A 22,128-nucleotide genomic window follows, 5' to 3' on the forward strand; every position below is an offset into this window, starting at 1 on the left:
CAGTAGTGTGATGATCTCGAAAAGTGAAGGAGTCCCGTTGGGCACCCCCGTAATCGTCCTGTTCACCCAGGACCTGCGCCCGCACGACCACCCCGCCCTGACGACCGCCGTCCGCGCCACCGGGCCCGTCGTGCCGGTCTTCGTCCTCGACCCGGCGATCCTCGGGAGGGCCGCACGCAACCGCCGCGCCCACCTGGGCGAGGCGCTCGCGGACCTGCGTTCGGGCCTGCGCGAGCGCGGCGGCGACCTCCTGCTGCGCCGGGGCGACACCGCCACCGAGGTGCGACGGCTCGCGGAGGAGACCGGGGCCGGCGCCGTGCACCTGAGCGCGGGGGTGACCGGATTCGCGGCCCGCCGCCTGGAGGCCCTGCGCGCCACCGGGCTGGAGGTGAGCACCCACCCGGGGCTCACCGTGGTTCCGCCCGGTGGGGTGACCCCGGCAGGCGGCGACCACTACAAGGTGTTCACCCCCTACTGGCGCGCGTGGGAGGGTACGCGGTGGCGGGAGCCCCTGCCCGCGCCCGACTCCCTCGACCTGCCCCCGGGGCTCGAACCGGGCGCGCTCCCCGACCTGGCGCACGACGGTGAGGGAACGGGGAACCTGGCCCCGGACCGCGCCGCCGGGGGATGGACCCGCGCCCGCGACCGCCTGCGCGCGTGGCTCGACGACGGGTTGGCCGACTACGGCGACCGCCACGACGACCTGCCCGGCGCGGCCACCTCGGGTCTGTCCGCCGACCTCCGGTTCGGCTGCCTCTCCCCGTTGGAGGTCGCCGTCGCCGCCCGGGACCGCCCCGGCGGTTCCGAGTTCGTGCGCCAACTCGCCTGGCGCGACTTCCACCACCAGGTCACGGCGGCGTTCCCGAGGATCACCACCGACGACTACCGTCCGCGCGACAGCGAGTGGCGGCGCGACCCCGACGCGCTCGCGGCGTGGCGCGAGGGACGGACGGGGGTGCCGATCGTGGACGCCGGTATGCGGCAACTCCTCCGGGAGGGGTTCATGCACAACCGCACCCGCATGATCACCGCCGCCTTCCTCACCAGGACGCTGCGGGTGCACTGGCGGGAGGGCGCCGCGCACTTCGACGCGCACCTGACCGACGGCGACGTGGCCAACGAGTACGGCAACTGGCAGTGGACGGCGGGTACCGGTAACGACACCCGGCCCAACCGCGCCTTCAACCCGTCGCGGCAGGCGCGCCGCTTCGACCCCGAGGGCGTCTACGTGCGGCGGTACGTGCCCGAACTGGCGGACCTGCCCGGGGCCCGGGCGCACGCCCCCTGGCTGGAGGCGGACGGGGACGGGGTCGAGGGGTATCCGTCCCCGATCGCCGACCCCGGCAGGTAGCGAGCGGGCGCGAACACGGACCCGCCGGGCGGCTCACCCGTTGTAGTGACCGCAGTTGGGGCAGGTGCGCACCCCGGCGTTGAGGTACTCCCCGCACCTCTCGCACAGGCCGACGATCGGCTTGTCGTGCTTGGGGGACATCCGGGGTCCGGGGAGGGCCAGGAGGGGGAGCCGGAGCAGGGCGTTCAAGGTCAACCTTCCGTTTCGGCCAGCCCGTCGACGACGTCGTCCAGGACCAGCGAGCGGTCCGAGGCCGACATCAGGCGCAGTTCCCGGAGAGCGGGGAGGGTGTCCACACGGTCCCCGTCGGAGCCCGTCACCGTGCACACGCGCATGCAGTGCTGGGTCGGGGGCCGCCAGAAGTCGCGTTCGTCGATGGGGGCGATGCGGTACACCGTGGCGGGATACCGCGCGGGGCGGCTCGGCGAGTGCCACTGTTGGACGCGGGACAGGACGAACCCCGTGATCAGGGAGTCGAAGACGCCGCCCGACACGAGATCGGACAGGGCGTCCTCGTCGCCCTCGGCCCGGCACGCGCCACACCCGGCGAGTTCCGCCCGCAGCAGCCATCGGGCCCGCGCGTGACTCACTTCGGGGTTCTTGAGCTTGCTCGGATGCCGGTGTCCCATGGAACGGAGCGTACGTCGGACGGAGGCGGCACGGTAGACGGGTGCTGGACCCGTCCCCCCGAACGGCGGGGCGCCCCGCCCGACGCCGGGGTCCCGCACCCCTTCCCCCACGGGCATTCCGATCTAACGTGGGGGTGCTACGGCAAGTAGTACTAACGGTCGTAGACTTGTGAACATGAATCGGCTTGGCGAACTTGAACGCGCGGTGATGGATGTACTGTGGGCACGCAACGAACCAATGACGGTTCGCGAGGTCGGCAAGGCTCTCGCCGAGCGGGACCTGGCCCACACGACCGTCATGACGGTGCTCGACCGACTGGCCAAGAAGAAGGTCGTCGACCGGGCACGTGAGGGACGTGCGTGGCGTTACCGTCCGGCAGCCAGCCGCGAGAACTACGTGTCGGAGCTGATGTTCGACGCACTCGGTCAGACGGTCGACCGCGACGCGGCCCTGGCCGCCTTCGTCCAGTCCATGGACGGCCAGGAGGCTGAAGCGCTCCGTCGCGCACTCGCGGAAATCGAGCAGCCAAGGAACTAGTCCGTATGGTCAGTGCCGCCCTCCTCACCCTTGTCGCGGTCAGCTGCCTCGTCGCCATGGAGGTTCTCCACCGGGCGAAGTGGCCCTCCCGTGGTCCCTACACGGCGGTCATCGCCTGGCAGGCGCTCGGCCTGGCCTGGGGCGTGTCCACCATCGGCGCCCTGCTGGCCTACGGCCTGTCCTCCTACGAGCTCGGCGCCGCGGGCGGCCTGCTGGCCGCCGCCACCGACCTCTACACCGGCGAGTTCATCATCTCCGAGTTCTCGCAGGGAGTGGAGGGCGTGAGCCACCTCGTGGCCGTCGCCCTGGCGGTGGTCCTGACCCTCGTGCTCTTCTCCGGTCTGGTCGCCTCGTTCGTCCAGGTGGTGCGGGTGCGAAGACGCCACCACGACCTCCTCGAACTGGTGGCCAGCGAGCACCCCGACGTTCCCGGCGCGCGCGTGGTCGACCACCCCGCGGCCGCCGCGTACTGCCTGCCCGGCGTGCTGCGCTCCCAGGTGGTGATCAGCGCCGGAGCGCTGGAGGTGCTCGACACCCGCGAACTCGCCGCCGTGCTCGCCCACGAGCACGCCCACCTGCGCGAGCGCCACGACCTGGTGCTGCTCCCGTTCTCCTCCCTCAAGCGGGCCTTCCCGCGCGTGCACCTGGTGCGCACCTACTACGAGAGCGTCGCGTTGCTCATCGAGATGTGCGCCGACGACCAGGCCCGCCGCAGGAGCTCCTCCCGCGAACTCGCCATGGCGCTGCTCCGGTTCGGTGCCGCCGGCCCCGCCCCGGTTCCCGCCGGAGCCATGGCCGCCGTGCACGCCGCGGAACCGGGCGTGATGCGCAGGGTCAACCGGCTCCTGCGCCCCGACACCGAGCTTCCCTACCACGCGGGCGCCGTGATCATGGGCGCCTCGGCCTTCCTGCTGGCCACCGTGACCTGTCTCTGGCACATCCCGATCTGACCGGCGGCCGCGACGCGCCCGCCCGGAGCCGACTCCCCGTGAGATCGGCCCGTTCGTGATCCTCCCCTCGCTCGGGCACGATCCCCGCACCCGGTCCGTTTAACGTGGAGAGCGGGCGGAACCCCGTTCGGACGCGTGTGGCGACTGGAGTGAGTCTTGTTCTTCTGGATCTGGCAGCTGATCTACCTCGTGACCTTCGTGGCCAGCCTCTACGCGTTCATCGAGGCCCTGCGCACACCCGAGCAGGCCTTCGTGGTGATGGACAAGCAGACCAAGAAGCTGTGGGTGATCCTCACCGGTGTGGCCACCGGTGTCTCCCTGCTCGCGGTCCTCACCGGGACCGGCATGTTCGTCATCCTGGGCCTGGTCGCCACCCTCATCTTCCTGCTGGACGTCCGCCCCGCCGTGAAGGGCGTGGGCGGCAACCAGAACAACGGCCCCTACGGCCCCTGGTAACCCCGGCTCACGACCCGGCGGGCTCCGCCGAGCGGTGCCGAGTCCCCACCGGGTCCACTCCCGTGGCAGCCAGTGGCCGTCCGCGCTGCGCTCGGCCCCCGGCTCACGGCCCCGGCTCACGGCGCGGGGGCCCGCCGTGCCGGGGCCTCACCCGCCTCGTCGCTGTCCGCCCGGCGGCTCCCGCCTCGGTGCCACGGGTTCCCTCGGCAGCATCTCGGACAGGGCCCCGGCGTAGGCCGGGTCGCTCGTGTAGTGGGAGTGCCCCAGGATCTCCGGGCGTCTGGCCTCCCCGGGCGGAGCGTCGTAGGAGCGGGGGTCGGGTAGCGGCTCCGCGTGGGCGACCACGTCCAGGACCTCCCCGCCACCTTCGGCACCCCGGCGTCTGACCGGTCCACCGATCGGGTCGGTCACCCGCCACAGGTTGCGCCAGGCCGACACCCGGCCGGTGAGATCCGCGAAGGACGCCGGGCCGAAGTAGGCGGGGAAGTACCGTGCGTACAGCCGGTCCAGCGGTGATCCGTGGGTGAGCAGCGAGACCCGCCCCCGGCAGCTCCGGGGCAGCTGCCACACGGTGGCCGCCGCCAGCACGGACCCCTGCGAATGGCCGGAGAGCACCACCTCGGTGCCCTCGTCGGCCATCCTCGCCACGCGTGCCGTCAGCTGCGGCACCGCGCGTTCCGCGTAGGACGGCGGGGCCAGCGGGTGCGCCACCCGGGGCCAGAAGGTGCCCACGTCCCAGACCGCGCCCACCGCCTGCCGGGTCGGGCGGTCCCGGTAGGCGCTCCGACCGATCCACACCAGGGCCACCAGGCTCGCCGCACCGATGATCGAACCCACACCCACCAGAGCGTCCAGTGCCCCCTGGGCCACGCCCTGGAGCTCCCCGGCCACCGCCATGGGGGCGTCCACGGGCCCGGCCACCAGGTTGCCGGTGATGATCGAGTACAGAGCCAACCCCACCAGGGGAACCGCTGGCAGCAGCAGCGCGGCCAGCACGGTGGGCAGTACCTCGGTCATCCGACCCGAGGCCCGTGCGCGGGCGATGTCCCAGGTGCGGCGGTCCCGCACACTCCGCGAGTACAGCGAGGTGACCTCCGGCAGCTCGGCCCGCACCGCGCCGCGCAGACGCAGCGCGAGCACCGCCACCAGGGCGAGCACGATCACCGCTTCGAACGCGAACGCCAACTGCAACCACGAGTAGGCGGTCGGCGGCGACAACGGCAGGCAGTCGGCCTCCGGGGCGTTCACGGAGCCGCAACCGCTCAGCCAGCGCGACCCCTGGTACACCACGGCCGCCGAGAACCCCCCGCCCAGCAGGGTGCCGAGCGCGGCCGTCGACGGTCCCGCGAGCCCGCGCATGGCGGTCCGCTCGTGCGGTCGGTCCACCGCGAACAGCACCAGGGCCGCCACCAGGAGCAGCGCCACCAGCACGCCCTGGACGGCGAAGAGGGTGTTGAGCATGGTGCCGCTCCCGGGCAGGCGCCCCTGCGCGGCCCAACCCGGGCGCGGCCACACCGTGTACACCGCCACGGCCGCCACGAGGAGCAGGGTGGTGTCGCGCAGCACCCGGCAGAACCGGTCGGCGCGCGCGTTCCACCGGGGGTCCATCCCGGGGACCAGCACGCTCGCGGAACTCGCCGCCGCCACGGACCCCAACAGCACCGCCAGCACGGCCCCGATCCACCATGGCGCCGGATCGGTCGGCGCCCCCGTGCCGCGCTCCGCCAGGTCGAACGCCAGAGCGGGCACCAACAGCAGGGCCGCTACGGTGGCCACCGCCACGGCGATGTGCGCCGACCTCAAACGGGCCATGATCTCGCTGTTGCGCCAAAAGTCCGGCTGGCTCAGCGGGGCGTCCTCGGAGTGGTCCGGCGGTACCGGACCGGTCACGACCTCGTAGTCGGCCGCCGTTCTGCGGGAGAGCCGCCACAGCACCAGGACCACCGCCGCGGGCAGCACCGCGCCCACCAGCAGCCCCCACCCCGGCGTCGACAGCGGTGAGGACGGCGACGCCAGGAACCCCAGCCACGGGCGCGCCTGGACACAGGCCTCGCCCAGCCCGGCGCACTGCCACCCCACCAGGTCCATGCCCACCCCGGCCGCGGCCAGGGTGATGAGCACCGTCAACGACAGCGCCAGCAGGCGTACCCCCGCGCCGTAGGCGGTGCTGGCCGCTCTGCGGACCCCGGTACGGCCCCGGACCATGTGCCCCGGCCGCATCCAGTACGCCACGTTGAGCATCATGAACGGGAGGAGCAGGAGCCAGAACGCCCGCGAGGCGCTGCCCGAGGTGAGGTTGCCCCAGGCGAAGATCTCGCGCCGTACCCCCGGAACGCTCTGGGTGTCCGGCTCGCGCCGCCAGCGGAAGAACCCGGCGAGGCGGTCGCCGCCCACCCGCATGGCGGGCTCCACGTCCAGGAGTTCCTCGGCCTGGCCCCCGCTCACCCCGTGCACGCGCAGTTCCACGCAGTTACGGGTGGGGGCGGTCGGGGGTTCCTCGGTCGGGGACACCGGGGGGACGACGGCGGTCACCGTGGTGTCCACCGGGAGTCGGGCGCTCGGGGCCCTCGTGGCGGAGGGGGTTCGGGAGGCTGGGGACGGGTGCTCCGGCTCGTACGAGCCGGAAGGAGCGGGGGTGTCCGGCATGTCAGCATCCTGCCACGCAGGGTGGCGATGAAACACGCGGAACCGGAACCTGTGGACAACGCCGGGCCCCGGTCCTACTCCACCAGTGCCTCGTCCTCCACGGCCCACGTGTTGCAGGCACCCGCCGACTGCTCGTCCCAGCCCGTCCTGGTCCACCGAACGCTGTTGTCCGCGGACCCGTGCGTGCGGTCCTCCTCCGGCCCGTCCGGACGGTCGGCGGTGGCCGAGGCGTCGTCCAGGAGCGTGGACAGGTCGGAGTCCGACAGCGGATAGCTCACCCGGACCGACCCGAGGAAGGCCGCCGACAGGCAGTTGGCCTGGAGTTCGCCCCGCCGCGTCCAGGAGTTGCGGCCCTCGTCGTCGTCCTCCAGCTGCCGCTGCTGGTGGTAGTACTCCAGCAGGCCCGACTCGCCCTGCACGTGGTGCGCGTACTCGTGGGCCAGCAGTGAGGCGTACACGACGCTGTCCTCCGAGCCGTTCCACTTCTCCACCACGTCGGTCGTACCGATGTAGATCGCCCCGCTGGCCCGGCAGTAGAACGCCCCGGCCGGGGACGGGTAGGCGCGGCAGGGGCTCACCCCGGGCTCCTCCCAGAACACCCGGTCCGGCGGGGAGAACGGCAGGCCCGCGCGGTCGAACTGGGTCTTCCACACGTCGTCCAGGCAGTCGGCGACCAGGTGCAGGAAGTCGGCCATGGAGCCGGGGTCGTCGACGTCCAGCTCGGGAACGGGGCACGGCAGCGGGCTCAGCCGTCCGGTGTCGTAGACCGGGTTGTCGACCAGGGCCAGGCGCCCGGTGGGCCGGTCGGGCACCTCACGCCCGGGCAGGGCCAGCTGGCCGGTGGGGGCCTGGGCCGTCGGGCCGGGAGGCTGGCCGGGCTTGTCGTCGCCGCCGACCGGCTCCGCCCTCTCGGAGACGGTGTCCGTGGCGGCGCCGTCCCCGTCGACGGTGGTCCAGGAGAGGAGCGACAGCGCCAACAGGGCCACCACGAGCCCGCACACCGCGCTGAAGACCCTGCGGTTGGTCCGGTGGGCCCTGCGGGAGTGCTCCAGCCGGGTCGGTGTCGCCGACGGGGCGCGGACGGGGGTGAGGGCACCCGCGGAGTACGCGCCTTCGGAGTTCGGGTCCGAGTACGGCCCCCTGGGAACAGGGGAACGCCCACGCCCGGGGCCGGGTCCGGGGCCGCCGCCGGAGGGATCGGAGGAATCCCCCGATTCGTGGTCACCGCTCACCGCACCAGCTCCTCGCGGGCTTCCCAGGTGTTGCAGGCCGCCGGGTCACGGCGGTCCAGACCGTGCGCGGTCCACAGACGACCGTTCTCCACCGAACCGTGCGTGCTCGTGCCCGCGTGGTCGGAGCGCAGCCCAACGGAGTCGAGGATATTGGCTCGCTCGGAGCGTCCGTAACCGAGGGACTCCCCGGCGGAGCCGACGAACACCCCGCCCAGGCAGTTGGCCTGGAGCTCGTTGCGCCGGGTGAGTTCGTCGGCGGTCTCCTCGTCGGCGTTGGCGCGCAGCGAGCGGAACTCGGCCAGGATCATCGACTGGCCCTGGACGTGGTGGCCGTACTCGTGGCTGAGCAGGAACGTGTACGCCTCGGCCTCCTCGCTGCCGGCCGACGCCGCCACGATGTCCTCCACCCCCAGGTAGAGGCCCTGGTTGGCCTGGCAGTAGAAGGCCGCCGTCCCCTCCTTGGGGAAGGGCCCGCACGGGCTGTTGCCCGCCGCGTACCAGTACACCCGGTTCGGGGAGGAGAAGGGGAGCCCCGCGTCGCTGAAGTACGCGCCCCAGGCCGCGTCCAGACAGTCCGCGATCGAGTGCACGAAGGCCTCCACCGACTTGGGGTCGTCGGAGTCCATCTTCGGCGGCCGACACGTGACCTCACCCAGCTCGCCCCTGGCGTACAGCGGATTCTGTCCCAGCGGGTCCTCGACCGCGGCCGGGGCGGCCTCGGCGGTCTCCTCCGCCTCGGCGGCGAGCACCTGGGTGGCGTCCGGTCCGATCGGCTCCCCCCAGGCCGGTTGCGCGGTGGGCAGCAGTGCGGAGAACGCCAGGAACCCCGTGAACCCCACCGCGGCCAGCCCCGTCCCCAGGGACAGGGAGACACCCAGCCCCATGCGCTGGAGGAATCCGGGGCGTTCCGCCCACGGGTCGGACTCGGGTCGGTTCCGTCGGCGGGTCAGCACGGCACCGCGCCTCCGCCCGGGGCGACCGGTCCGAGCGCGCCGGAGAGGCGGTCGGCGGAGCTGCCGGCGGGGGACCGGTACGGGGCACCGCGCCGGGCGCCCCGTGGGCACGGTCCGCTCACGGACCGGATAGGCTCTCGCGTCATGTGGTGGGTCGGCTCCTGGCGCCCGGCCGTCGCGGTGGCGACGGCCCTGCTCGTGTACTCCTCGCTGGTCGTGGTGGTCGCCGTGGGCTGGCCGGGAGGAACGGCGCACGCGGTGACGGCGACCGCACCGGCAACCACAGTACCGGGGCAGGGACCGGCGGTCATCGCCCGACGTTCCGCCACGGACACGGTCATCACCAACGACATCCGCCTGGAACTGGACCAACGGGGCATCCTCCACGGCGAGGAGTCCCTACGATTCGAGGGACCCGCACCGGAGACCTTCACCCGCGCCCTCACCGCCACGATGCTCTATGACACCGACCACGACCGCCGGTTCGAGATCAACGGGGTCACGGCGGTCGACTCCGGCGGCACCAGCCTCCAGGTGGAGACCGAGGAGACCGACGGCGCCCTGCTCGTGCGCATCCCCACCGAGGGCACGCGCGGGGTCGAGCTCAGCTACCGCGTGAGCGGCACTGTCGGCGAGGTCGCCCAGGGGGTGCAGCTGGAGTGGCGGGCCGTGGGCGCCTACAGCCACCCCGTCCGCTCCACCGACGTCACGGTCGTCGCCCCCGAGCCCCCCGAGGCGCTGTCGTGCCTGGCGGGGGAGCCCCGCAGCGCCATGTACTGCACCGCCTCGGACATGGGCGGAGACGCCGTCGTCGCGCACTTCCTCCAGGCCGACATGACCCCCAGCGACCGGCTGGACATCGTCGTGAACTACCCGCCCGGCACCGCCGAGGGCGAACCCCTCCTGAGCCGCCGGTGGTCGTTGGCGTCGGCGTTCCAGGTCACCCCGGGGACCGCCAGCGTGTTCGGGCTCCTCCTGCTGGTCCTGGTCGGCGGGCTGGTCGGCCTGATCCGCCTGAGGGGCCGCGACGAACGGGCGCTGCGCAGCGAGGCCGCCGAGGGCGACCACGCACCCGTGGCCCGCGGCGAGCACGGCCGGATGCGCTTCGCCCCGCCGGACGACGTCCACCCCGGCCAGATCGGCACGCTGGTGGACGAGCGCGTGGACATCGCCGACCTCACCGGCACCGTCCTCGACCTGGCCGTACGCGGCCACATCCGGGTCGAGGAGCTGCCGCACGAACACTTCACCTCGGTCGACTGGCGGCTGGTCCGCCTGGACGGCCCCGCCGACGAGACCCTGCTGTCCTCCGAGTGGCTCCTGCTGGACGCCCTGTTCGGCGAACGCCGGTCCGTGCGCCTGTCCGAGCTGGGTTCCGCACGCCACTTCGACGACTTCCCGGAGCGCGTGGACCGGGTCCGCGAGGAGCTGTACCGCGACATGGTGCGGCTCAAGTGGTTCTCCCGGTCGCCCAGCCGGGTCCGCGGCACCTGGACGACGGCGGGCATGGCGCTGACCGCCGCCGGGGTGGTGCTGACCGGCCTGCTCGCGGTGTTCACCAGCGCGGCCTTCACCGGCCTGGCCGTGATCATCGCCGGTGCGGCCGTCACCGCGGGAGCGCAGTACATGCCCGCCAAGACCCGGCTCGGCAGCTCCGTGTACGCCCACACCATGGGCTTTCGCGACTACCTCCTCAGCCAGCGGGCCCAGAGCGCGCCGCCCGGAGAGCGGGTGGAGCTGTACTCGCGCTACCTCCCGTACGCGGTCATCTTCGACGACGTGGACCGCTGGGCCAACATCCTCGCCGCCGCCGCGATCGCCGACCTCAGCCCCGAGGAGCTCGACGGCGACGGACTGCACTGGTACACGGGCCCCCGCGAGTGGCGGATCGAGGACTTCTCGGACTCGATCAGCACCTTCGTCGTCACCCTCACCGGCCTGATCACCAACACCCGGCGCGTACGCCTGCTCAACCAGCTGCAACGATCGAGGTAGCGGCCCCGCCGGGGAGCGGGGAGCGCACGGACGAGAACGGGGGGGATCATGCGCGCTGTCGTACAGCGGGTGTCGCACGCGTCGGTGACGGTCGACGGAGAGGTGGTCGGCGAGATCACCCGACCGGGTCTGATGGCCCTGGTGGGGGCCACGCACACCGACACCGAGGAGGAGGCCCGCAAGGTCGCGCGCAAGCTGTGGACGCTGCGCGTCCTGCCGGACGAGAAGTCCTGCTCGGACATCGGTGCCCCGATCCTGGTGGTCAGCCAGTTCACCCTCTACGGCGATGCCCGCAAGGGCCGCCGCCCCACCTGGCAAGCGGCCGCGCCCGGGCCGGTCGCCGAACCGCTGGTGGACGCGGTCGTCAAGGAGCTGCGCGAGCAGGGAGCGGAGGTGGCCACCGGGGTGTTCGGGGCGACGATGTCCGTGGCCCTGACCAACGAGGGCCCCTTCACCGTCCTGCTGGAGGCCTGAGGGGGCCGCCTCGGCGGCCGTCCGGCGTCAGCCCGAGCCAGGCGAGGCGGGCGCGGTCCGGGAGCGGGCCCGCCGGTCGGCGGCGCCTCCGCTGTGTCAGCGGGTCACGCGGGCCAGGACGTGCTCCGGTACGGGAAGGTCGTGCCTGAGCGCGGGGTCCGCGACCGGAGGGTCGAACACCGTGCGCACCGGCTGCACGCCCGCCCAGATCGGGAGGTCGTAGTCCTCCTCGTCGTCACCGGGCGGGCCCGTGCGCACCTTCACCGACGCCTCCGCCAACGGCAGGGCCAGCACGCGTGTGGCCGCCATCTCCTTGGCGTCGGGTCGGCGGGCGGCGTCCCACCGTCCCGGAGCGAGGTGTTCGGTGATCGCGCGCAGCGCGTCCCAGCGCTCCCGCTCGTCGGTGACCACGCACGGTGTACCGAAGATCATCGCCGAGCGGTGGTTCATGGAATGGTGGAAGCTCGAACGGGCCAGCACGATCCCGTCCAGCAGCGTGACGGTCACGCACACCTCCCCCTCCGTCCGCAGCGAGCGGGCGCCGGTCGAGCCGTGCAGGTACAGGGTGTCGTCGATCCGCCCGTACCCGGTCGGGATGACCCGGGGAGAGCCGTCCACGACCAGGCCCATGTGGCAGACCAGCCCTTCGTCGAGGAGGGCGTACAGTTCGGCCCGGTCGGTCCGGGTCTTGTGCTTGGCGCGGTTGAGCCGCGTACGTTCGGTGGTGGAGAGCATGGGTCCACCGTAGGAAGAAGTGGATACCTGAACCATGTCCACTTATGGCAGAAACCAGAGGACCACTTTTTTGTCGAGACGCCTCACCGAACCACCGGTCCGCATCGACCGGTCCGCCCCGGTACCGCTGACCGCCCAGCTCGTCGAGGCGCTGCGCGCGGCCATGGCCTCGGGCGCGCTCCGGGCGGGTGAACGCCTGCCCTCCAGCCGCACCCTGGCCGTCCAGCTCGGGGTGAGCCGCACGGTGGTGACCGACGCCTTCCAACAGCTCTACGCCGAGGGCTGGCTCGACGGCCGCCACGGTTCGGGCACCTACGTCGCCGAACACGAACCCCTGCCCCAGCCCCCCGAACCACCCGAGCCGGAACCCCCGCGCGCCGCCGACCCGGTGCTGGGCCGCCCCTCACGGCAGGAGGTACGCGGGGCAGGCGTAGCCGACCTGCGGGCGGGCGCCCCCTGGGTCCGCGACCACGACCGCGCCGCCCTGCGCCGGGCCTGGCGGCACGCCGCCGAACTCCTGCCCTCCGACGACCCCGACCCCCGGGGCGAGCCCCGGCTGCGCGCCCTGCTCGCCGAGCACCTGCGCCGCACGCGTGGCGTGCGGGTGGGGCCCGAGAACGTCCTGGTCACCCGGGGAACCGGCAACGGACTCGACCTCGTCGGCGCGATGTTCGCCACCGGTCAGGGACCGTTCCAGGGGACGGCGTCCGAACGGTCCGCCGCCCGCTTCCGCGCCGGGGTGGAGGAACCCGGCTACGGCAAGGCCCGCACCATCCTGGCCGCACGCGGCGCCGAGATCGTGCCCTGCCCGGTCGACGACGACGGCATCCGCCCCGCCGACCTGCCCGACGACCTCGCCCTCGTCTACACGACCCCCGCCCACCAGTACCCGCTGGGCGGCCGACTGCCGCTGCCGCGCCGGGAACGCCTGATCGCCTGGGCCCGCAGGACAGGCGCCGTCGTGGTCGAGGACGACTACGACGCCGAGTTCCGCTACGACGTGGCGCCCCTGCCCGCCCTCCACGGACTCGACCCCGAACGGGTCGTCCTGCTCGGCACGCTCTCCAAGACCCTCGACCCCGACCTTGGCATCGGCTGGATCGTCGCCGAACCCGACCTGCTCTCCCGGCTCGCCCGGGTCCGGGCCGACCTGTCCGACCGCACCAGCGGCCCCGTCCAGGCCGCCACGGCCCTGCTGCTCGAACGCGGGGACCTCGACCGCCACCTGCGGCGCATGCGCCTGGAGTACGCGCGCCGCCGTGCCATGGTCGTGGAACACCTCGGACCCAGGATCGGCGGAGACACCGCGGGGCTGCACGTCCTGCTCCCCCTCCCGGAGGACGCGGTCGCCCCGGTGATCGCGGACGCCGCCGAGGAGGGGGTCCTGGTCGAGGACACCAGCCGCACCAGCCACGGCGCGCCCAGGGTGCACGGCCTGGTCATCGGCTACGGATCGGTGAGCCGCGCCGAGCTCCGGCGCGCCTGCGAGGTACTGGCCCGCGCCGTCGCGCGCCACACCCGGAGCTGACGGACCCGGACACACGGAAAGTCCCGGGTCGCGGCACACCGCGACCCGGGACGGGCGAGAGGAGGGGACGAAGGGAGGGGAACCGGGGAGGGGGCCGTGCCCGGCGCCGCCCTACTCGGTCTCGACGGTCACGGGCTCGAACTTGTACCCCAGGCCGCGCACGGTCACGATGTACCGGGGGCTGCTCGGGTCCTCCTCGATCTTCGCGCGCAGACGCTTGACGTGCACGTCGAGGGTCTTGGTGTCACCGACGTAGTCGGCGCCCCACACGCGGTCGATGAGCTGCATCCGGGTGAGCACCCGCCCGGCGTTGCGCAGCAGTACCTCCAGCAGCTCGAACTCCTTCAGCGGGAGCTGCACGTGGTCGCCGCGCACCGTCACCACGTGCCGCTCCACGTCCATCCGGACGGGACCGGCCTCCAGCGCGGCGGGCAGCACGATCTCGTCCTCACCCCGGCGGCGCAGCACCGCGCGGATGCGCGCCACCAGTTCCCGCGAGGAGAACGGCTTGGTCACGTAGTCGTCGGCACCCAGCTCCAGACCGACGACCTTGTCGATCTCGGAGTCCTTGGCCGTGAGCATGATCACGGGGACGTTGGACTTCTGGCGCAGGGTCCGGCACACCTCGGTGCCCGACAGACCCGGCAGCATGAGGTCCAGCAGCACCAGGTCGGCGCCGGTCCGGTCGAAGGTCTCCAGAGCGACTGTCCCGGTGGGCGCCACCGCGACCTCGAAGCCCTCCTTGCGCAGCATGTACGACAGGGCGTCGCTGTAGGACTCCTCGTCCTCTACTACGAGTACGCGCGTCACTGTGCCGTCTCCTGGTGGTTGTCGTTCCGGGTCGCGTCGAGCTCCCGGCTCTCGGGCCTGGGCAGACGTAGTGTGAACGTCGACCCCGACCCCTCCTTGCTCCACACGGTCACTTCTCCACGGTGGTGGGTCATGATGTGCTTGACGATGGCCAGGCCGAGACCGGTACCACCGGTGGCCCGGCTCCGAGCGGCGTCCACACGGTAGAACCGCTCGAAGATGCGCTCCAGGTCCTGCTGGGGGATACCGATCCCCTGGTCGGCGACGCTGATGTCCACGCTGCTCCGCGAGGTCCCGACGGACACCGCGACCCGCGTGTCCTTGGGACTGTAGGCCACGGCGTTGGCGATGAGGTTGCGCAGGGCGGTCCCCAGCATCGCCTCGTCGCCCAGGACGGTCAGTCCCTCGGCGCCGCTGCCGACCAGCTCGATCCCCTTGGCGTCCGCGGGCATGCGCACCGTGTCGATCGCCTCCTCCACGACCGAGCCGAGATCCACCGGCGCGGGTTCGGCGATGGGCTCCGCGCCCTGGATACGGGACAGGGTGATGAGGTCCTGGATGACGGCCGTGAGCCGGGACGCCTCGGTCTGCATGCGCCCGGTGAAGCGGCGCACCGCCTCCGGGTCGTCACTGGCGTCCTGTACGGTCTCCGCCAGGAGGGACAGCGCGCCCACGGGGGTCTTCAACTCGTGCGAGATGTTGGCCACGAAGTCGCGCCGGACCGCCTCCACCCTGCGGTGCTCGGTCTGGTCCTCCGCCAGGACCAGCACCAGGCCGGTGCCGCCCAGCGGGGCGACCCGCACCGCGAAGGAGGTCGCGTCCGGGCCGAACTTGCGGACGGCCACCTCGATGTCGGTCTCCCGGATCACCCCGTCGCGCCGGACCTTGCGGGCCAGCGTGAGGAGTTCGGCGATGACCAGCTCCTCCCCGCGCACGATGCCGAAGGCGCGGGCGGCGGAGGAGGCGCGCAGCACGCGGTCCCCGGAGTCGAGGACCACCGCGGAGGAGGGGAGCGCGGACAGCACCTCGGCGACCCCCTGCGGGAGGGTGCTGCCGTCGTGGTGCGCGGACGGCGGCGTGTCCGCGACGCGGGTACGGAAGAGAGGGCTCGCGGCGACGACGCCGATGGCGACGCCCACGACGAGCCCGATGATGCCGACGACCGCGGCGAGAAGTTCCCCTTGCACGATTCGATCGTAAACGTGCGGACTGGGGCTTTACCCGGTCAGGCCATGTGACACCACCGAGGTTCTTCCATCGTTCACCAACCCTTGACCGATTCTTCAAACACGGACTGGGAGCATTGACGCCATGCGCGATACCTACCATGAGGACCTAGACAGCCTGAGCGAACGCCTTGTCGAGATGACGAGGCTCGCCAGGCACGCGGTCGCGCGGGCCACCACCGCCCTGCTGGACAGTGACCTGAACGCGGCCCAGGAGGTGATCTCCGGTGACGAGGCGCTCAATCGCCTCGACCAGGAGATCGAGGACACCGCCTTCAGCCTGATGGCACGGCAGCAGCCGGTCGCCTCCGACCTGCGGACGATCATCACGGCCCTGGCGATGCGCGGAGACCTCGAACGGATGGGTGACCACGCCGTTCACCTGGCCAAGATCGCCCGGCGCCGCCACCCGGACTCGGCCATCCCCAAGCCGGTCCGCTCCATCGTCCTGGAGATGGGTCACCAGGCCGAGCTTTTGGTCACGAAGGCCGGAGAGGTGATCCTGGAGCGGGACCCCGACACCGCCCTGGAGCTGGACAAGGACGACGACAAGATGGACCGGCTGCGGCGCAAGCTGTTGCAGCGCATCCTCGCCCCGGGCTGGGAGTACGGGGTGGAGGCCACCATGGACGTCACCCTGGTCGGCCGGTTCTACGAACGCTTCGGTGACCACGCGGTGCACGTGGCGGACAACCTGGTCTACATGGTGACGGGCGAGAAGCGTGAGGACTACGAGCCCGAGGGATGATGACCGGCGTGTGACGCGCCGTTGGGATCGGGTTGGCCGGGACGGGAGATCCGGACGGGGATCGGACCGGCCGACCCGAGCCGAAATCGTGACGTGTATCGCTTCGAGCGCTCGCGGAGGGTGGTCGAGCGGGGGCGAACCCTACCCCGATCGGCGCGGTCGTCAAGTCGCGCTTCGGCTGGCCAGTGGGGGTGGAGGGCCTCTGGGAGCGCTCCGAGCGGCCGCCCGAGACTCCTCGGGTACACTTTGTCAAGACCTAAAATGTGTGGCCTGACCTGCGTGTTCGCAAACCTAATAGGTACGTTAAGTCACAGATTCGTGGTATCCTTGTGGTAGCGGAAGGGGTACCTGTCACATGGCTTTCAAGGTCGGCGACACTGTTGTCTACCCCCATCATGGGGCTGCTCGTATTGAAGCGATCGAGACTCGCACCATTAAGGGCGAGGAGAGATCCTACCTCGTCCTGAGGGTTGACAAAGGCGATCTGACGGTGCGTGTGCCGGCCGCGAACGCCGAGGATGTCGGCGTTCGTGACGTGGTGGGGCAGGAGGGCCTGGACAAGGTCTTCGAGGTGCTGCGCGCACCTCACACCGAAGAGCCCACCAACTGGTCCAGGCGCTACAAGGCGAACCTGGAGAAGTTGGCGTCCGGCGACGTCAACAAGGTCGCCGAGGTGGTTCGGGACCTGTGGCGCCGGGACAAGGAGCGCGGGCTGTCCGCGGGCGAGAAGAGGATGCTGGCCAAGGCCCGGCAGATTCTCGTGAGCGAACTCGCACTCGCGGAAAAGACCAACGAGGACAAGGCCGAAGCCCTCCTCGACGAGGTTCTGACGAACTGATAGTCGCGGAATCACGTAATTCATGACGAAAATGCCTCGGGTGGGCGTCGGGACCGACGTCCACCCGTTTTCTCCTGGACGAACACTTTTCCTCGCAGGCTTGGAATGGCCGGGCGAAGACGGCGTCAGCGGCCATTCCGACGGTGATGTCGCCGCCCACGCGGCGTGCGACGCGCTGCTGTCCGCGTGCGGGCTCGGCGACCTCGGATCGAACTTCGGCACCTCCGACCCCCGCTGGAAGGGCGCCTCCGGCGCGGCCCTGCTCGCCGAGACCGTCGCACGCGTGCACGCGGCCGGTTTCGAGATCGGGAACGTGGCCGTCCAGATCATCAGCAACCGACCCAAGTTCTCTCCCCGGCGCGACGAGGCGGAGAAGACCCTCTCCGAGGTCGTGGGAGCGCCGGTGAGCCTGTCGGCCACCACCACCGACGGCCTGGGCCTCACCGGCCGGGGCGAGGGCATCGCCGCCTTCGCCACGGCCGTCTGCGCGGCCAGGGACTGACACACGCACGAGGGCGGCTCCGGACGACTCCGGGGCCGCCCTCGTCGTGTCCGCCCGCTCCGGGACCGAGCTGGTGTCCGGGGACACGGCCCGCGCGGCGGAGTCGGCGCACCACGGCCGCGCGGTCTCGCTCCCTCACGGGCGCCGCGCACGCGCCCGGTGCCACGGCGCTCGCTGAGTAGGGGCAGGGAGCAGAGCGGGGAGGACACGGGGGCATGGTCCGGCCCTCGTCACGTGGACGTGTGCGACAGGCCGCGCGACGTGCCGCTATCCGGACCGAGGCCTTGCGCGTGGTCCGGTGGCCGAAACCGGTGGTCGCCTCACCCGCGCCCGCACCCGCGCGGCGGGGTGGTGCGTGTCCAGGGCGGCGTACTCACCCTCACCCGCGCGGGCGGGTTGGGCCCGCAGGGGTTACCAAGAACGCCATCGACTCTCACGCGCGCCCGCGCGGCGGCGGGGTGTCCACGGTCGCGGAGGTCCGCCCTGGCGGACCCGCGCCCACCGGCGTGGCGTCGGTGCCGGGCCACTCCCTCACACGGGCGGACCGGGACACGCGTCGGCCCCGGAACCCTGGGGCTTCGGGGCCGACGACCCCTCTGGGGCACGTCTGGGCCGTGGTGGACCGACCGGTGGCCTCAGATCGAGGGCTCCTCCGGGGGAAGCGGTTCGCTGCGCACCCGGCGGGACGGCGGGCCAGAGGCGAAGTCCGGCATGGGCGGGCGCTTCGGCTTCAGCACCATCGGACGCTTCTCCACGGGTCCGCGTGACCACGGCACGGGGCGGGACGTCCGCACCGTCGCCCGCTCGGGCTCGGGCTCCGCCCCGACCTCGGGGCCGGGAACCCCCTCGGGCTGCGGCTCGGGCTCCGGTTCGTCGTCGGGCAACGGCTCCGGTTCGGGCAGCGGCACCGGTTCGGGAAGGGGCTCGGGCTCGGGGCGGGCGGCGCCGGGCGGCACCGAACCCATCCGGAACGCGGCCCGGACGGAGGGGCCGGTGTCGTGGTCCAGTACCGGGGTCCGGTCGTCGGCGGTGGTCGATCGTCCGACGAGGGGGGCGGCGTCGGGCTCCACGGTGGAGTCGTCCTCGGGCGGGGTCCACACCGGTGGCACGTACTCGGCCACGCGGGAGGGCACCGCGTCCTCGCCCGGCGGCTCCCACAGCGACGGCTCCCCGGGCTCGACCCCGGTCCGGGCGTCCTCGCCCGGCGGCTCCTCGGCTTCGGTGAGGGCACCGGACGCGTTCCCCTCCGGCCACAGCTCCAGGGTGTCTCCGCCGAGGGAGGTGGGGGAGGCACCGCCCTCGGAGCTCTCGGCGGTGGTCCCCACCGCCGAGACCGGGTGCGGCTCCCGGTCGACCGGGGCGGGGACGGGCGCCTCCGCCTCGTCGCTGCTGGGATCGGCCACCGGGGGGTCGTGCTCGAAACCCTCGTCCGCCAGGTGGTCGGGGACGCCGTCGCCCTCGATGTCGGTGGCCTCCGCAGCCCGGGCCTCCCCGGGCACCGGGGTCGCGCCGATCGCGTCCGTGTCCTCGTCGGCGTCCGCGAGCTCCGACGGCGCGGGCTGGACCGGCACCACGGGCGGCTCCTCGGCAGCCCGCTTGATCGGGTTGTCGCCGTCGCGGGCCCGTCGCGGCAGGGGCAGCGGCGGCACGGAGGGGTCGGTCGTGTCCTCCCCGTCGTCCGAGGTGCCCGTGGCGTGTGCGGAGCCTGACTCCTCCAGGGGGATCGGCACGGTCGGTGCGTCCGCGCGGTCCGCGACGTCGGATGCCCCGCGCGCGGTGCCGCTCTCGGAGACGGCCGCGTCGGCCCTCTCCCGTTCCGCCCGCTCGCGTTCGGCTCGTTCGGTCTCCTCACGCTCGGCGCGCTCGGCGTCCTCACGCTCGGCTCGTTCGGCGTCCTCGCGTTCGGCTCGTTCGGCGTCCTCGCGTTCGGCGCGCTCCCGGTCCTGACCGCCGTCACGGCGCAGGGTGGAGGTTCGGGAGGGCAGCGGCGCGGCCCGGGTCGCGGAACCGGCGGAACCCTCCGCCTCGTCGGGTTCGTCGGCGCCCAGCCGCAGCAGCCGGTTCTTGAGCGCCTCCGTCTCCTCCTCCTCGGCGGGCGCGGTCCGCTGCCGAGGCCGACCGCGCAGCACGGTGGCGCGGTCGTCGGAGGGGTTGGCCCGGGGGCGACCGCCGCTGTTGCGTCTGCGTACGTGCGCGCGCACCGTCATCCACAGCAGGAAGGCGACCAGGAGGGCGGCCAGCGGCGCGACCGCCACCACCACCTGGACGATCCCCTCGTGTCTGTCGGCGATCCGGTCCACCATGTCGCTGCTGTGCAGCACCATCGGCACGGCGGCGGCGAGGATGAGCAGAGGGATGAGGACGACGTCCACCCACAGGCGCTCACCCGGCGGTGCCGCGCGCAGCACGTAGCTCACCCAGAAGGCCATGAGGACCAGCAGGGTGAACGTCACCGGGAAGACGTGTGCGAGGTATCCGCCCTCGTCGTGCACGATCCGGGCGAACTGGTAGATGCCGTTGTAGGCGATGACGAGGGCGCACAGGGCGATGACACTGACGAACGCGGCGCCGCCGACGAGAGCGCCGGCTCCCGCGCCGCGACCCGCGGTCCGACCGCTCCGTGTCCCTGTCTCGGGGGCGTTGTTGAAAGGGGCCATCGTCACCGAAGCGTAGTCGAGGAGGTGCCGCTAACACGAGATTCCGGCCGATTCCGGCTGCTTCCCGGCGCCTGGTCACCGCGGGCGGCGCGGGGGTCGGCCGTGGTGGGCGGAGTGTGCCGGGCGATCCCCTGCGGGGGCGGGGTCACGGGGCCGCCGGATCTCACACCTGGGCGGGCCCGATACGGCTCGCCCCATATGAGTCCTCCGGGCTGTCCGGAGCCGAGCAGACCGCGTCCCGCGACGGACCCCGTACCGAACCCGGTGGTGCTTACGGGTTTGTGATGCTCCGGCGAAGGGAGAACGGATAGTCTTGACAACGTGAGTCTGCGCTTCTATGACACCAGTGCCCGACAGGTCCGAGACTTCACCCCGATCCGTGAGGGGTGTGCCTCGCTGTACCTGTGTGGTGCCACCGTGCAGGCACCCCCGCACATCGGCCACATCCGGTCCGGAGTCAACTTCGACATCCTGCGCCGTTGGCTGACCCACCTCGGCTACGAGGTGACCTTCTGCCGCAACGTCACGGACATCGACGACAAGATCATCCGGGTCGCGGCCGAGGAGGGCGTCCCGTGGTGGCAGGTGAGCGAGCGCAACCAGCGCGCCTTCACCTGGGCCTACGACACCCTCGGCTGCCTGCCGCCCACCGTCGAGCCGCGCGCCACCGGTCACGTGCCGGAGATGATCGAGCTCATGCGCCGCCTGATCGACGCCGGGCACGCCTACGCCGCCGACGACGGTTCGGGCGACGTCTACTTCGACGTGCGTTCGCACCCCGCCTACGGGGAGCTCTCCAACCAGCGCCTCGACCAGGTCGTGGAGTCCGCCGACTCCGACCCGGACCGGGACAAGCGCGACCCCCGCGACTTCGCCCTGTGGAAGGGCGCCAAGCCGGGCGAGCCCAGCTGGGACACCCCCTGGGGGCGCGGCCGCCCCGGGTGGCACCTGGAGTGCTCCGCGATGGCCACCAAGTACATGGGCCCCAGCTTCGACATCCACGGCGGCGGGATCGACCTGATCTTCCCGCACCACGAGAACGAGCAGGCGCAGTCGCGCGCCGCCGGTGACGGGTTCGCGCAGTACTGGCTGCACAACGGCATGCTGGCCATCGGCGGCGAGAAGATGAGCAAGTCCATCGGGAACTCACTGCTCATCCCGCAGGTCGTGCGCAAGGTGCGCCCGGTCGAGCTGCGCTACTACCTCGGCCAGGCCCACTACCGCTCCACTATCGAGTACTCCGACGCCGCGCTCCAGGAGGCCGCCGCCGCCTACCAGCGCATCGAGGGTTTCCTCACCCGCGCCGTGGAGGTGACGGGCACGGTGGAGCCGGCCGCGGACGTGCCGTCCGGGTTCGCCGAGGCGCTCAACGACGACCTGGGGGTCTCCCAGGGGCTGGCGATCGTGCACGGCCACGTGCGCGAGGGCAACACGGCGCTGGCCTCCGGGGACAAGGAGCGGGTCCGCGACCTCGCGGCCGAACTGCGCACCATGCTGGCGGTGCTCGGGCTCGACCCGCTGAGCGAGCAGTGGTCCGGCGGCTCCGACCACGGGTTGACCGAGGTCGTCGACGCCCTGGTGGCGGTCGCCCTCGAACAGCGCCAGGCCGCGCGGGGGCGCAAGAACTACGCGGCCGCCGACGCCATCCGCGACCAGCTGGCCAAGGCGGGAGTCGTGGTGGAGGACACCCCGCAGGGGCCGCGCTGGGACCTGCGCCGGAGCTGAGCGTCCGTGGAGGCCGGTGCCGGGGGCGGTGGACCCGGCACCGGCACCGACGCGTGTGGTGCCGGGGCGGCACTAGGCTGGGAGTTTGCCGCCGCCCCTCGGCGCCGCGGCTACCCCATCGGCCGGAAGAGCTCT

At 72.4% G+C, this 22,128-nt stretch carries 20 protein-coding genes; 11 read left to right on the forward strand and 9 right to left on the reverse strand.

Annotation, left to right across the window (positions count from 1 at the left end; genetic code table 11):
• Nucleotides 1-37 precede the first annotated feature (37 nt).
• Nucleotides 38-1,351: a deoxyribodipyrimidine photo-lyase gene (locus ABZ635_RS00635; protein ID WP_357756720.1), complete on the forward strand. Its 1,314-nt coding sequence runs from the start codon at nt 38-40 to the stop codon at nt 1,349-1,351.
• 33 nt (nt 1,352-1,384) lie between these two features.
• Here ABZ635_RS00635 and ABZ635_RS00640 read toward each other — a convergent pair whose 3' ends face one another.
• Both ABZ635_RS00640 and ABZ635_RS00645 read right to left on the reverse strand, forming a co-directional pair.
• On the reverse strand, nt 1,385-1,540 hold the full coding sequence (locus ABZ635_RS00640; protein WP_357756723.1) for a hypothetical protein: 156 nt from the start codon (nt 1,538-1,540) through the stop codon (nt 1,385-1,387).
• Between the two features lie 2 nt (nt 1,541-1,542).
• Entirely contained in the window at nt 1,543-1,980 is a 438-nt protein-coding gene (locus ABZ635_RS00645) for a hypothetical protein (RefSeq protein ID WP_357756725.1), read from the reverse strand.
• 175 nt (nt 1,981-2,155) lie between these two features.
• Here ABZ635_RS00645 and ABZ635_RS00650 point away from each other — a divergent pair, with 175 nt between their 5' ends.
• The 3 genes from ABZ635_RS00650 to ABZ635_RS00660 all read left to right on the forward strand — a co-directional run bounded on the left by ABZ635_RS00650 (nt 2,156) and on the right by ABZ635_RS00660 (nt 3,924).
• On the forward strand, nt 2,156-2,518 hold the full coding sequence (locus ABZ635_RS00650) for a BlaI/MecI/CopY family transcriptional regulator (protein WP_083926756.1): 363 nt from the start codon (nt 2,156-2,158) through the stop codon (nt 2,516-2,518).
• Nucleotides 2,519-2,523: 5 nt separating this feature from the next.
• Entirely contained in the window at nt 2,524-3,468 is a 945-nt protein-coding gene (locus ABZ635_RS00655) for a M56 family metallopeptidase (protein WP_357756727.1), read from the forward strand.
• Nucleotides 3,469-3,624: 156 nt separating this feature from the next.
• Nucleotides 3,625-3,924, forward strand: coding sequence for a DUF2516 family protein (locus ABZ635_RS00660; protein WP_017585774.1), 300 nt, complete (start codon nt 3,625-3,627; stop codon nt 3,922-3,924).
• 147 nt (nt 3,925-4,071) lie between these two features.
• Here ABZ635_RS00660 and ABZ635_RS00665 read toward each other — a convergent pair whose 3' ends face one another.
• The 3 genes from ABZ635_RS00665 to ABZ635_RS00675 form a co-directional block, all read right to left on the reverse strand.
• Nucleotides 4,072-6,570 carry a hypothetical protein gene (locus ABZ635_RS00665; RefSeq protein ID WP_357756729.1) on the reverse strand — a complete coding sequence of 833 codons (2,499 nt, stop codon included), beginning with the start codon at nt 6,568-6,570 and terminating at the stop codon, nt 4,072-4,074.
• A gap of 74 nt (nt 6,571-6,644) precedes the next feature.
• Complete coding sequence (locus ABZ635_RS00670) at nt 6,645-7,622, reverse strand: neutral zinc metallopeptidase (protein ID WP_357756920.1); 978 nt, start codon at nt 7,620-7,622, stop codon at nt 6,645-6,647.
• Nucleotides 7,623-7,798: 176 nt separating this feature from the next.
• Complete coding sequence (locus ABZ635_RS00675; protein WP_357756922.1) at nt 7,799-8,686, reverse strand: neutral zinc metallopeptidase; 888 nt, start codon at nt 8,684-8,686, stop codon at nt 7,799-7,801.
• Between the two features lie 213 nt (nt 8,687-8,899).
• Between ABZ635_RS00675 and ABZ635_RS00680 the strand changes: the two genes are divergently transcribed.
• Both ABZ635_RS00680 and dtd read left to right on the forward strand, forming a co-directional pair.
• On the forward strand, nt 8,900-10,750 hold the full coding sequence (locus ABZ635_RS00680; RefSeq protein ID WP_357756731.1) for a DUF2207 domain-containing protein: 1,851 nt from the start codon (nt 8,900-8,902) through the stop codon (nt 10,748-10,750).
• A gap of 48 nt (nt 10,751-10,798) precedes the next feature.
• Nucleotides 10,799-11,224 (forward strand): D-aminoacyl-tRNA deacylase, encoded by a 426-nt coding sequence (gene dtd / locus ABZ635_RS00685; protein ID WP_357756734.1) that lies wholly within the window; start codon nt 10,799-10,801, stop codon nt 11,222-11,224.
• 96 nt (nt 11,225-11,320) lie between these two features.
• On the opposite strand, the gene ABZ635_RS00690 is transcribed toward dtd, so the two are convergent.
• Nucleotides 11,321-11,959 carry a pyridoxamine 5'-phosphate oxidase family protein gene (locus ABZ635_RS00690; protein ID WP_357756736.1) on the reverse strand — a complete coding sequence of 213 codons (639 nt, stop codon included), beginning with the start codon at nt 11,957-11,959 and terminating at the stop codon, nt 11,321-11,323.
• Nucleotides 11,960-12,029: 70 nt separating this feature from the next.
• Here ABZ635_RS00690 and ABZ635_RS00695 point away from each other — a divergent pair, with 70 nt between their 5' ends.
• Complete coding sequence (locus tag ABZ635_RS00695; RefSeq protein ID WP_357756739.1) at nt 12,030-13,487, forward strand: PLP-dependent aminotransferase family protein; 1,458 nt, start codon at nt 12,030-12,032, stop codon at nt 13,485-13,487.
• 111 nt (nt 13,488-13,598) lie between these two features.
• Here ABZ635_RS00695 and ABZ635_RS00700 read toward each other — a convergent pair whose 3' ends face one another.
• Nucleotides 13,599-14,297, reverse strand: coding sequence for a response regulator transcription factor (locus ABZ635_RS00700; RefSeq protein ID WP_357756742.1), 699 nt, complete (start codon nt 14,295-14,297; stop codon nt 13,599-13,601).
• Complete coding sequence (locus tag ABZ635_RS00705; protein WP_357756745.1) at nt 14,294-15,484, reverse strand: ATP-binding protein; 1,191 nt, start codon at nt 15,482-15,484, stop codon at nt 14,294-14,296. The genes ABZ635_RS00700 and ABZ635_RS00705 overlap by 4 nt, the downstream gene beginning before the upstream one ends.
• Before the next feature lie 124 nt (nt 15,485-15,608).
• Here ABZ635_RS00705 and phoU point away from each other — a divergent pair, with 124 nt between their 5' ends.
• The 3 genes from phoU to ispF all read left to right on the forward strand — a co-directional run bounded on the left by phoU (nt 15,609) and on the right by ispF (nt 17,611).
• Complete coding sequence (phoU, locus tag ABZ635_RS00710; protein ID WP_357756748.1) at nt 15,609-16,271, forward strand: phosphate signaling complex protein PhoU; 663 nt, start codon at nt 15,609-15,611, stop codon at nt 16,269-16,271.
• Nucleotides 16,272-16,626: 355 nt separating this feature from the next.
• Nucleotides 16,627-17,109 (forward strand): CarD family transcriptional regulator, encoded by a 483-nt coding sequence (locus ABZ635_RS00715; RefSeq protein ID WP_357756751.1) that lies wholly within the window; start codon nt 16,627-16,629, stop codon nt 17,107-17,109.
• Between the two features lie 31 nt (nt 17,110-17,140).
• Nucleotides 17,141-17,611 (forward strand): 2-C-methyl-D-erythritol 2,4-cyclodiphosphate synthase, encoded by a 471-nt coding sequence (gene ispF / locus ABZ635_RS00720; RefSeq protein WP_357756925.1) that lies wholly within the window; start codon nt 17,141-17,143, stop codon nt 17,609-17,611.
• Between the two features lie 635 nt (nt 17,612-18,246).
• Here ispF and ABZ635_RS00725 read toward each other — a convergent pair.
• The gene (locus ABZ635_RS00725; protein WP_357756927.1) at nt 18,247-20,268 is read right to left on the reverse strand and encodes a DUF2637 domain-containing protein; all 2,022 of its coding nucleotides are present in this window, start codon (nt 20,266-20,268) and stop codon (nt 18,247-18,249) included.
• A 321-nt stretch (nt 20,269-20,589) separates the two neighbouring features.
• On the opposite strand from ABZ635_RS00725, the gene cysS reads away from it, so the two are divergent.
• Nucleotides 20,590-21,993: a cysteine--tRNA ligase gene (gene cysS, locus ABZ635_RS00730; RefSeq protein ID WP_357756754.1), complete on the forward strand. Its 1,404-nt coding sequence runs from the start codon at nt 20,590-20,592 to the stop codon at nt 21,991-21,993.
• Nucleotides 21,994-22,128 lie beyond the last annotated feature (135 nt).

The sequence above is a fragment of the Nocardiopsis sp. NPDC007018 genome, assembly GCF_040635075.1.
Taxonomy (GTDB): Bacteria; Actinomycetota; Actinomycetes; order Streptosporangiales; family Streptosporangiaceae; genus Nocardiopsis.